Genomic DNA, 10,747 nt, shown 5'->3' with positions numbered 1-10,747 from the left:
GACCTGGCGATAGGATCGCCGGTCCCATACATTGCCTCCTTCGGATTGCCGCGCGATTATATAACTTCGTGCGCGCGATATATCCCGCCATAGCCTCTATAGATGTGCGGATCCGGAGCAAGACGGGGTCAGGACGCGTCGTTCCTGTCCTCGGGGGCCGTGTCCTCTTCCTCCGCATCCCCTGCGGAGCTGCTCTTGGAGGAGTTCTCCTCGATCCACTTGCGGATGGCCGCCTTCGAGTTGGTGCCGATGCCGAACTGCTCGGCGAACTTGGCCGTGGTGCTGAGTTCCTTGGTCTGGCCGTTGCTGCTGGCGGATACCAGGCCCATGCTCCTGAGGACCTTCACGTCCTCGTAGGCGCGGGGCCCGCGCACCTTGACCAGCTTCGACTGGAGGACGGGCTGGTTGTAGGCGATGGTCACCAGCGTGCGCATGACGCCGCCGGGGATGGCCGGCCTGGCGAAATCGTCAATATATTTTTGATATTCCTGTCTGAGCACCATGCGGTAGTTCCCGGCCGCCTCGGAGATGACGATCGCGGAATTGCGCATATCGTACTCCATCTTGAGGTCCTTGAGGGCGTAGCGGACGTCCGGCTCGCTGAGGCCGGTCCTGGCGACGATGTCGTCCACCCTGAGAGACTCGGTGGCCGCGAACAGGGCGGCCTCCACGATGGTCCTCTCGTCCATATCAGTTCACCGCGGCCTCTGCCACGGGCACCCTGGCCTCGGGGGCCTTTATCTGGACGGTGATCTCCCCGTAGGGGAGCTCGGTCTGGGAAACATCCAGCAGGCCGTTCCTCACCAGGTGCAGCACGGATACGAAGACGGTGATGTTCTGCTCGACGTCCCCGCTGTAGAACTCGGTGATCGGCATCGGCCCTGCGCCCATGCTCTTGATCCTCTCGTAGACCTTCTCGACGGTCCTCTCGTCGTCCTCGCGGTGCGCCTTGTTGTCGAACTTCAGGGGCTCCCTGTTCTTCAGCTTCTCCCTGCTGATCTCCCTGGCGCGGGCGATCTCGGCCTCTTCCCTGGCCCCCTCGAAGGCATCGAGGATGTCCTTCATGGTGACCCTGCGGGGCACGTCCCTGGCGTACGAGGCCCTCAGGACTATGTCGGGCACCACCATCGGGTCCTCGTCCTCGAAGGCGAAATCCTCCTCCAGGACCTCGGGCTCGGGGGGCTCGGCGATCAGGCGGAGCCTGTCGGACTGCGCGTTGAGGACCTTCCATGCCATCAGTAGGAGGCTCCCGGCGACCACCATGTCGAACCTTCCGCCGGCGACCTTGGCGCTGTACACCCTGACGAACTCGTCCAGGTCGATGGCCCAGGGGTCGAACCCGTTGTCCAGCACCGCGCTGAACACCGCCCTTATCGATTCGTCCACCGGGTCGTCGAGCTTGGCGTTGTCCCCGGTCTCCCTGAGGGTCCTCAGATACCCGTCGAACCTCTCTATGTCGGCATCGCTGTCGGCCATCGCCTTGTAGTAGAGCAGATGCTGCTCGATCTGCTCGGTGGCCGCGTTCCCATCCTTCCCATCCATTTCTCATCCCTCATTGAGTTCCGGAGGAGCCTTCCTCCTCCTTCTTCATATTCCTTAATGCTTCTTCCTCATATTTTGATACTTCCGCGATATCGGGCTGCATGATGATCCTGCTGATGCCGTTGGGCGGCCTCGTGACCCCTATGAGGTGGTCCGCATGCCGCAGGGCGACCTGCCTCAGGGAGACCTGTATGAACTGCGCCGTGGCGGAGGACTCCTTCACCCTGGCGGCCACCGTCTCCGCGTTGACCGAATCCAGGAACATGTCGACCTCGTCGAGCACGTAGAACGGCGAGGGCTGATACTCCTGGATGGCGAAGATGAACGACAGCGCAGTGAGCGACTTCTCCCCTCCGGACAGGGCCGCCAGGCGGGTCATCTTCCCGTTCCTCGGCTTGGCGTTTATCTGCAGGCCTCCCGCAAAGGGGTCCTCCGGGTCGTCCAGGGCCATGTAGGCCTCGCCTCCGCCGGAGAGCTTGGCGTAGATCTCCTTGAAGTTGGCGTCCACGGCGTCGTACGCCTCCATGAAGAGCCCTTTCTTCTTCTGCGACAGCTCCTCGGCGAGCCTGTCGAGCTCGGTTATCCTCCCGGTGAGCACCTTGGTCTGCTCCACCAGCTGCCCGTATTCCGCCACGGCGGCATCGTAATCCTCGATGGCGCGGAGGTTGACGTTGCCCAGAGCGGATATGGCCTCGTTGCACTGCTTGATCTCGGCCTTGAGCGCGGCCTCCGAGGGGACCGGCTCGGCGACCTCCACCGTTATGGCGCGCACGGCCTCCTCGAGCTGCTCCAGCTCCTTCCTGCATATCTCGGCCTGGGCCCTCTGGCTGGTCAGGAACCCTTCCTTGACCTCGATGTCCTTCTGGGCGGCCTCGGCCCTGTTCCTGAGGGAATAGCCCTTCTCGATGAGCGCATCGCGCTCGGCCTTCAGCCCCTCGATGGCGGACTCCATCTTCTCCATGATCGATTTGACGGCCTCCAGGTCGACCTTGAGCTTCTCGGAGTTGGCGGTATGCACGCGCACCGCCTCCTCGTCCTGGGCGATGATGCCGTCGACATGGGATATCTGCTCGTCAGTGGCCTCCTTCTGCCTGTCCAGCCCTGCGGCCTCGGCCTTCACGGAGTTGATCTGGGACTCAAGGTCGGACACGGCGTTCCTGGCCGCGAACACCCTGTCGCCGGCCTTCTGGATCCTCTCCTGCAGGCCTGCGGGCGCTATGACGCTGAGGCGCTCGCGCATCTTCGCCTGGGAGTCCCTCAGGGACTGCAGCCCTGCCCTCGCTTCCTCCAGGGCGGCATCCGCCGAGGACAGCTGGGCCTCCGCGTCCGAGACGGCCTGGGCCTTCTTAGCGAGGTCCGCCTCGGCGGCGGCCAATCCCTTCTTCGCCTGAGCGAGGGTGGCGTCGGCCGCCGCGATCTTCCCTTTCATCCCTATGCCGCGGGAGCCCGCCTGGGTCATCTGGGAGTCGGTCTCCCTTATCTTGTCGCGGAGCGCCCTCAGGTCGGAGCGGATCTCGTCCAGCTGGTCCTGGGCCTTCTTCATCTCGGCGGCGGCCGCTTCCAGCGCGGACTGCCCGGAGGGCCCGAACTTGCCGATCCTGCGCTTGTCGAGGTTCCCTCCGGTCATGGCTCCGGACGCCTCGATCAGCTCGCCGGCGCGGGTGACGACCCTGACCCCGCCCATGACGTCCTTGGCCTTGTCGAGATCGCCGACCACGAGGGTGTCGCCGAAGACGTACCAGAAGACGTTCTCGTACTCCGGCTTGTACTCCACGAACCCGGAGATGTAGCCGTCCGTCCTCTTGAGGACCATGATGGCCTTCGCGCGGGGCTTCCCGGGCATCATCTCGTCCATGGGCAGGAAGGTCAGCCTCCCGAGCCCGTTCCTCTTGAGGTAGTTGATGCATTCGGCGCCGACGTTCTTGTTGTCGACGACGACCGCGTTCATCTTGCCGCCGGCGGCGACGGCCGCGGCGGTCTCGTAGCCGGGATCGACGGTGGCCAGCTGGGCCACGGTCCCGCGGATCCCCTTGATCTCGCCGCTCTCCTTCAGGGTGAGGATGCGGGAGAGAGCCTCGCTGCCGCTGTTGAGCGATTCGGTGACCCTCTTCTCCGTCGACAGGCGGTTGTACTCGGCGGTCTTCTTGTCCGCGATCGACCTGAGCTCATCTTCCTGCTTCTCGAGCTCGCTCTCCTGCTTCTTCAGGGCGAGGATCTTGTTCCCGAGCTCCTCGGCCTCGTTCTGCGGGCCGGCCTGCCTCTTGATCTCCTGGAGGTTCCAGTCGGCGTCCTTGACCTCGAATCTGGCCGACTCCACCGCCTGCTCTGCCTGGTCCTTGGCGTTCTTAGCGTTCTCCAGGACGGACCCGACGGCCGCCTGCCTGGAGCTCGCCTCCTGCTCGCTGCGGGCGGCGGCGTCGATCTGCTTCTCGACGGCCTCCAGCTTCTTCTGGAGATCGGTCATCTCGCCCCCGTGGCTGGCGGTCTCCTCGCGGATGGACTTCTCCTCGGCGAGGGCGGTCGAGAGCTCGGTGTCGGCGTCCTTCTTCTTTATCTCCAGGTCCGACAGGTTGTCGGTGAGCGTCTGGCGCTGGCTGCGGTTCTCCTCGTTGTCCTGCACGAACCCCTCGCGGAACGCTTTCTGCTTCTCGATGTCCTCGGACGCAGCATCCGCCCTGCTCTTCTCGGAAGCGACCTTGATCTTGGCCTCCTCCACGTCCTGCTTGACCTTGGTGTACTCCGAGCCGAGCCTGGCCTCGATCTCGGCGTCCTTCTCGCTGACGGCCTTCTCGTTGCTGTCGCGCTGCTCGATCGCCTCGGCCTTCTTCCGGGAGAGCTCCTCGAGCTCCTTCTCGGTCCCGTCCAGGGAGGACACGATGCTCTCGTAGGTCGCCTTCTGGTTGTCCCTCTGCCTCACGGTCAGCTGGGCCGTGGCGGTGTCGAGCCTGTCCTTGACCTCCTTGTACTTCATGGCCTCGGCGCGGTCCTTCTCCAGCTGCCTGACCGTCTTCTCCTTCTCCGAGCGGATGAACTCCACCCTCTCGAGGTTCGAGTTGACCTCGACCCTCTCGGCGCCGGCGGCCTGGAGGTCGGCATCGAAACTGGCTATGCCGGATATCCCGTCGAGGATCTTCCTGCGCTCGACGGCCCCTATCTCGACGATGCTGGTGACGTCGCCCTGCTGGACGATGTTGTAGCCGTCCGCGCTGATCCTCGCCTTCGTGAGCAGGCGGTCGAACTCGGTCAGCGTGGATTTCTGGTCGTTGATGAAGAAATATGACGAGTAATCGACGCCGTTGTCGTTCAGCTTGACGTACCTCGTCAGGGTGACGGTGTCGTCGTCCCAGGGCATGATGCGGTCCTTGTTGTCGAAGACGAGCGACACCTTCATGTAGCTGGCCCTGGACCTGCTGGACCCTCCGTTGAATATGAGGTCCGTGATCCTGCCCGCGCGGACCGCCTTGGGGGACCTGGGGCCCAGGACGAAGAGGATCGCATCCCCGATGTTCGACTTTCCGGACCCGTTCGGGCCCGTGACCGCCATGTAGCCATCCATCAGCGGAACGGTCACCTTACCGCCGAACGACTTGAAGTTCTCCAGTTCTATCTGTTTTAGATACATCCCGAACCATCCTTTCGGAACGTACGGCATAGCCGCAGTGCATCCCTGATGCGGCAGGGCGTCCGTCCGTCAGCGGCGCAGGCGCTCCAACCTCGTCCCACCGTACGTTCTCTCTATATTTAAAAAAGGGTGCGATTGGCCGGATACAAGTCCCCTCTGGGTCATGCGTGGACCGCCGCTGCCGGGCCGGGAAGGCTCACTTGCCTTCCCTGAGAATGGCCAGGATATCGCGCACGGAGAAGGCGGCGACGATGAGGACCGCCAGGAGGACCAGGATGAGGACCGACGAGGATTTGGCGAAATGGGTTATCGCGCCCAGCGTCTCCGAGACCCCTACGACCTTGCCGTCGATCATCCCCGAGGTGACGGTCTGCGTGTCACCCGACGGACGGGAATCTCCGTGGGCCGTCAGCGACACAGCGTTCCCTGAATCGTCGTACTGGATGCTTATCACGCGGTGCACCACGGTGGACCCGAGATATTCGAACGCCACGATGTCGCCGACCTCGAAATCATCGAGGGAATCCTCGCCGGTATTTATCACGACCACGGAATACACGGGGATCTCGGGGATATCGTACTGGTCCTGGGGGTTCCCTTCCATGGACCCCGACACTATGTACCTCATCTCGCGGCCGATCGGGTTCGGGGAACCGCCGTTGATCCCGCAGAAAGCTACCACGAGGGAAGCTACTATCCCGATGATTATGAGCCAATTGATCCATTTGATGTCTAGCAGTTTCATGGAGATCGCCTCAGCCTGCCGGTGTCCAGGAGCTCGGATGCTATATCGGCCACGGAACCGACCGCGAAAGTGGGCTTCACGGGAGAACGCGCCATCATATCGGCATCGGTCTCCCCCGAAAAGACCAGCACCGTCCTGGTGCCCGCATCCGCTCCCATGCGGATGTCCGTGGAGAGGCGGTCGCCGACCATGACCACGTCCGAAGGGGACACGCCCATCTCGTCGGCGGCCATCTCCAGCATCAGCCGGTTGGGCTTCCCGACCACCTCGGCCTTCTTCCCGGTGAGCGACTCGAAGAGCCTGATGAACGGCCCGATGTCCACGTCGTACGAGCTCTCCGTCGGGCAGACATCGTCGGGATGGGTGGCGATGAGGCCGGCGCCCTCAAGGATATAATGATACCCTCTGTTGATCTTCTGATAATCGATGGTCGTATCGAATGTCAAAAGAACGTTGTCAGGAGTTCCGTGGAAGTCCGTCTGGATCCCCGCTTCCCTTATCTCCTCTTTCACCTCGGGAGTGGCGATGACGAACGCATTCTCCCCATTGTGAGCGCGCTTCATGTAGCGCACGGTCGCGAGCGTGCTGGTGAGGACCTCCTCGGTCTCGGCCCTGAACCCTATGCGGACCAGGCGGTCGCGGTAGAACGCGCGCGGATGCGAGGAATTGTTGGTGAGGAAACGGAACGGGATGCCTCTGGCCCTCAGTTCCGATACGAACTCCGCCGCTCCCGGTATGGGGCGCTCCCCGTGGTAGAGGGTGCCGTCCATATCGAGGGCGAAGGCGATCAGAAGAACTCCTCCCTGACCATTGCTATGGTGAGCCTGAGCTGTTCGCGGGCCGCCGGCTGGTATATGCATGCCATCGGGTGGTAGGTGGGGATGAACAGTATCTTCTCCCCGCCGACGTCGATGTACTGGCGCGTGTTGACGATGTCCTTCATGGACCCCTCGTACCCGAGCAGGTCCCTTATCGAGGATTTCCCCAGGCCGACGATGGCCTTCCTCCCCTGAAGCTCGCTCACCAGGTACGGGCGGCAGGCCTGCATCTCCTCGGGCGTAGGCTCGCGGTTCTCCGGGGGCCTGCATTTGACCGTGTTGGTGATGAAGACCTTCTCCCTGGGAAGCCCCATCTCCTCCAGTATCCCGTCGAGGATCTTGCCGGCACGGCCGACGAAGGGGACGCCCTGCAGGTCCTCGTTCTCGCCGGGGCCTTCCCCGACGAACGCCACGGGGGATGCCGGGTCCCCGCACGGCACGACGATCTTCGTGCGGTGCCTGCAGAGGTCGCACCTCTGGCAGTCCTTCCCGGGAGGGATTATCATCTCTCGGCGTCCCTGAGGAGCTCGGAGCCCTTCACGAGGGAGTAAAGGGTGACTCCGATGCTGGCGAGGTTCTCCCTGCCGCCGCCCTCGCGGTCGATGACGGAGAAGACCTTGTCGACCTTCACCCCCTCCGAGCGGAGGGCGGCGATGGCCTTCATGGACGAGCCGGCGGTGGTGATGACATCCTCGATGACGAGGACGCGGTCGCCTTCCTTTAGGTCGCCCTCGACGAGCTTCCCGGTCCCGTGGTCCTTCCTCTCCTTGCGGACCATCAGCAGGTTGATGCCGGTCTTGAGAGAGAGCGCAGTGGCCAGGGGTATCGATCCCAGGACGACGCCTGCGACCTCGTCCGGCTCGATGCCCAGCTCCTTCATCCTGGCGGCCATCTCGTCGGCGATCAGGGCCAGGACGGCCGGCTTGGTGCTGGCCTTCTTGATGTCGATGTAGTAGTTGCTCTTGGCCCCCGATGCGAGGGTGAAATCTCCGAACTGCAGCGCTCCGCATTCCTCGAGCGCTTTCTTAATGTCTGCCATAATTGATCACCACGGTTCTTTCTTCAGTCCCATCCTGTACCCGATGATGTTCACCATGCGGTGGATACCGAACATTATCAGGAGCAGGAAGAGCAGGGCGCAGATGTGCCAGCCTTCGATGTACGTGTCGTATACCCATCCCGGGAAGAACAGAGCTGTCACGCACAGCGCGCCGACCACGAAATCGTACTGGTCGAGGCCGGGCGCCTTCGCTCCCCTCTCGAGCCCGAGGCGCCTCTTGATGAAGGCGCCGCACAGATCGCCCAGGACGGCCCCGAAGGACAGGGTCGCCAGCACCCCGACGTTGCCCCAGAAGTCCCCGAACCCCCAGTAATCCCCGGAATCATCGAAAATGGAGGCGATGCCGATCTGGATCAGGCCGAGGACGATGCCGGAGAAGGCCCCGCCGAAGAAGCCGGCCCAGGATTTGCCGTCGCCGAAGATGCGCTTCCCGCGCCAGGTCTTCCCGAAGTCCATCTTCGTCTTGCCGTGCTTGCCGAAGACGACCGCCGCCGAGTTGGGGAGCATCGCCGGCAGGAAAACCCACAGGCCTACGAAGATGATCTTCAGGAACTCTACGGCGTCCATGCGGAACGCATCCCCATTTCCCCTTAAAGGCTTTCGGAACGTCCCCGTATATCGGGCAATCCTGCGCAGTAACCCGCGCACGGAACGCCCCCTGCGCGCGCAATTATATTAATGCGCTCTGGGAATCGCGCTTCCGTCAAAAACGAACGCGGCGGGGTCCATGACGGTCGGCTACATCATCGAGCGCTATTCCGATATGTCCGGGGGATATGCCTGCAGGCGCCTGGCCGAAGAGGGCAGGAAGATGGGGATGGACATGCGCATCGTCGGCACGCTCGACTGCCGGGTAGAGGACGGGACGCTCATCTCCGGAGGGACGGAGCTCGGACGCGCTGATATCGCCTTCCTGAGGCGCCGGCGCGGGGCCGTGCGCGACACGGTGTGCGCCCTGGCCGGAAGGATATACAACAGCCGCGACAGGTTCGACAGGTACATCAGCAAGGCCGCCCAGCTGGTCGACCTGAAGACGTCCAATATGGAGGTCCCCCGCTACACGGTCGGGAGCGGGGAGGAGTGCTTCCGCCGCGCCGCAGAAAAGCTGGGACTGCCGCTTGTCGCCAAGGGCCTGGAAGGTTCCCGCGGGGATGAGATATTCCTGATCGAGTCCGAGGACGATTTCATGAAGCTCTCCGGAAGGTTCGGGCCCGAGAAGGAATGGCTCTTCGAGGAGTACTACCCGGGAAGCCGCGGGACCGACCTCCGGCTGTTCTCCCTGAGGGGAGAGGCCGTCGCCTGCATGCGCAGGACCAATCCGTATGATTTCAGAGCAAATTACGCGCAGGGAGCATCCGTATCGGCGGTGCCGGTCACCCCGGAGATGAAGGACATAGCCGAGGACGTCTGGCGCTCCACCGGCCTCGACATAGCCGGCATCGACCTCCTCGACGGGAAGGATGGGCATGTCTTCTGCGAGGTCAACGTCATGCCGGGGATCAAAGGCATAGAATCGTGCACGGGCATCAACATCGCCCGCGCCTGCCTGCTGATGGCTTCGGAGGATATGCGGCATGGACGCGCGTGAAGCAGAGGATTACATCTATTCATCGTACGCCGAGGCCGCGGCCGGCCTGAAGTACAGCGGGAGGGATTCCTCGAAGAGGCATCCCGAGCTCACGGAAGGTATCATACGCAGCCTCTCCGGGACCCCCGCCCTCTGCGTGACCGGCAGCAAGGGGAAGGGATCGGTGTCCGTGATGATCAGCGAAGCGCTGCGCTCGGAGATGTCCGTCGGCCTGATGACCAGCCCGCATCTGGTCCGCTTCACAGAGAGGATCAGGGCAGACGGCGCCGAGATCCCCGGAGACGATCTGGCACGCTGCATCGAATCCCTGAGGCCGGCGTTCGATGAGATCCAGGCCGGATTGGACGGCGGCCGCTACATCAGCCCCATGGGCATCCAGACGGCGGCCGCGCTCATGTGGTTCCGCGAACGCGGGACGGAGTTCAACGTCCTGGAATGCGGCAAAGGCGCTCAGTACGACGATGTCAACAACGCAATCCACACCCGCGCGGTCATCAACACCGTGTTCGCCGAGCACACCCGCGAGCTCGGGGCCGACGCAGAGGAGATCGCCATGGACAAGTGCCATGTGATAACCGCGGACACACGCACGGCCTGGACGGCGCCCCAGACGGAGAAGGTCCTCGGAATCCTGGCGGAAAGAGCTGACAGGATGGGCGCGGAGCTCAGGATCTGGGGCGAGGATTTCTCCTCTGAGGATGCTGAGGTGTCGGAGTCCGGCACCGAGTTCTCCGTTACCGTAGGAGACGAGGACCTCGGCCGCTTCAGGGTCCCGCTCCTGGGGGCCTTCCAGGCCAGGAACTGCGCTCTGGCACTGGCGGCCGCGCACGACATACTCAGGCATTTCGACAGGGACAGGATCGAAAGCATCCTATCGTCCGTATCGTGGCCGGGCCGCATGGACCTGATCTCCCGGGACCCGGCCGTCATCATGGACAACTGCATCAACCGTGCCAGCTGCTCAGAGGTCAGGTCGGTCCTCCGCGAGCTCGGCATCTCCGGGGCAACGGCGGTCATCGGCATACCGGACGACAAGGACTTCCTGGGCGTGGCTCAGGAGATGGCGCCGGTATGCCGGAGGATAGTGCTGACATCATCCGATAATCCGCACTACCGTTTCACCGATATGCAGACCTCCGCACTGGCGGCCGCCGGCATAGAATCCGAACGCATCCCGGGGTCGGCCGCGGCGCTCGCATCTGCCGCCGCCGACGGACATCCGGTTGTGATCCTGGGCACCACATCGGTAATCTCGGAGATCCAGGCGCTCCGCGAGAAGGGGATGCTGGCACACATCATCGGCGGGATAGATTGATAACGTGCCCCGCTCATTATGAGGGCATGCAGGTCCTCGACAGTTCTGCGCTCTTCT

General features: G+C 63.2%; 10 protein-coding genes. 2 read left to right on the top strand and 8 right to left on the bottom strand.

Annotation, left to right across the window (positions count from 1 at the left end):
- Positions 1-128: 128 nt before the first annotated feature.
- The 8 genes from O8W32_06105 to O8W32_06070 all read right to left on the bottom strand — a co-directional run bounded on the left by O8W32_06105 (position 129) and on the right by O8W32_06070 (position 8,354).
- The gene (locus O8W32_06105; GenBank protein ID WII08743.1) at positions 129-689 is read right to left on the bottom strand and encodes an SMC-Scp complex subunit ScpB; all 561 of its coding nucleotides are present in this window, start codon (positions 687-689) and stop codon (positions 129-131) included.
- A gap of 1 nt (position 690) precedes the next feature.
- Positions 691-1,542: a chromosome segregation protein ScpA gene (locus O8W32_06100; protein ID WII08742.1), complete on the bottom strand. Its 852-nt coding sequence runs from the start codon at positions 1,540-1,542 to the stop codon at positions 691-693.
- Between the two features lie 10 nt (positions 1,543-1,552).
- Positions 1,553-5,164, bottom strand: coding sequence for a chromosome segregation protein SMC (gene smc, locus O8W32_06095; GenBank protein ID WII08741.1), 3,612 nt, complete (start codon positions 5,162-5,164; stop codon positions 1,553-1,555).
- Between the two features lie 196 nt (positions 5,165-5,360).
- Positions 5,361-5,909 (bottom strand): hypothetical protein, encoded by a 549-nt coding sequence (locus O8W32_06090; protein ID WII08740.1) that lies wholly within the window; start codon positions 5,907-5,909, stop codon positions 5,361-5,363.
- Positions 5,906-6,679: an HAD-IIA family hydrolase gene (locus O8W32_06085; GenBank protein ID WII08739.1), complete on the bottom strand. Its 774-nt coding sequence runs from the start codon at positions 6,677-6,679 to the stop codon at positions 5,906-5,908. Before O8W32_06085 ends, O8W32_06090 begins: the two co-directional genes overlap by 4 nt.
- Before the next feature lie 17 nt (positions 6,680-6,696).
- A complete protein-coding gene (locus O8W32_06080) occupies positions 6,697-7,233 on the bottom strand; it encodes a uracil-DNA glycosylase (protein WII08738.1) in 537 nt (178 codons plus the stop codon).
- Complete coding sequence (gene pyrE, locus O8W32_06075) at positions 7,230-7,766, bottom strand: orotate phosphoribosyltransferase (GenBank protein ID WII08737.1); 537 nt, start codon at positions 7,764-7,766, stop codon at positions 7,230-7,232. The genes O8W32_06080 and pyrE overlap by 4 nt, the downstream gene beginning before the upstream one ends.
- A 6-nt stretch (positions 7,767-7,772) precedes the next feature.
- Positions 7,773-8,354: a CDP-2,3-bis-(O-geranylgeranyl)-sn-glycerol synthase gene (locus O8W32_06070; protein ID WII08736.1), complete on the bottom strand. Its 582-nt coding sequence runs from the start codon at positions 8,352-8,354 to the stop codon at positions 7,773-7,775.
- Between the two features lie 160 nt (positions 8,355-8,514).
- Here O8W32_06070 and O8W32_06065 point away from each other — a divergent pair, with 160 nt between their 5' ends.
- Positions 8,515-9,375, top strand: coding sequence for a hypothetical protein (locus O8W32_06065; GenBank protein WII08735.1), 861 nt, complete (start codon positions 8,515-8,517; stop codon positions 9,373-9,375).
- A complete protein-coding gene (locus tag O8W32_06060) occupies positions 9,362-10,690 on the top strand; it encodes a Mur ligase family protein (protein WII08734.1) in 1,329 nt (442 codons plus the stop codon). Before O8W32_06065 ends, O8W32_06060 begins: the two co-directional genes overlap by 14 nt.
- Positions 10,691-10,747 lie beyond the last annotated feature (57 nt).

The organism is Methanomassiliicoccales archaeon LGM-DZ1 (genome assembly GCA_030168595.1).
Taxonomy (GTDB): Archaea; Thermoplasmatota; Thermoplasmata; order Methanomassiliicoccales; family Methanomethylophilaceae; genus Methanomethylophilus.
This window is presented reverse-complemented; position numbering and strand designations above follow the sequence as displayed.

Excerpts from the sequence above, each read along its gene's own strand:
- O8W32_06080 (WII08738.1), bottom strand. The coding sequence starts at position 7,233 with ATGATAATCCCTCCCGGGAAGGACTGCCAGAGGTGCGACCTCTGCAGG.
- O8W32_06085 (WII08739.1), bottom strand. The coding sequence starts at position 6,679 with ATGGACGGCACCCTCTACCACGGGGAGCGCCCCATACCGGGAGCGGCG.
- pyrE (WII08737.1), bottom strand. The coding sequence starts at position 7,766 with ATGGCAGACATTAAGAAAGCGCTCGAGGAATGCGGAGCGCTGCAGTTC.
- O8W32_06100 (WII08742.1), bottom strand. The coding sequence starts at position 1,542 with ATGGATGGGAAGGATGGGAACGCGGCCACCGAGCAGATCGAGCAGCAT.
- O8W32_06090 (WII08740.1), bottom strand. The coding sequence starts at position 5,909 with ATGAAACTGCTAGACATCAAATGGATCAATTGGCTCATAATCATCGGG.
- O8W32_06070 (WII08736.1), bottom strand. The coding sequence starts at position 8,354 with ATGGACGCCGTAGAGTTCCTGAAGATCATCTTCGTAGGCCTGTGGGTT.
- O8W32_06065 (WII08735.1), top strand. The coding sequence starts at position 8,515 with ATGACGGTCGGCTACATCATCGAGCGCTATTCCGATATGTCCGGGGGA.
- O8W32_06105 (WII08743.1), bottom strand. The coding sequence starts at position 689 with ATGGACGAGAGGACCATCGTGGAGGCCGCCCTGTTCGCGGCCACCGAG.
- smc (WII08741.1), bottom strand. The coding sequence starts at position 5,164 with ATGTATCTAAAACAGATAGAACTGGAGAACTTCAAGTCGTTCGGCGGT.
- O8W32_06060 (WII08734.1), top strand. The coding sequence starts at position 9,362 with ATGGACGCGCGTGAAGCAGAGGATTACATCTATTCATCGTACGCCGAG.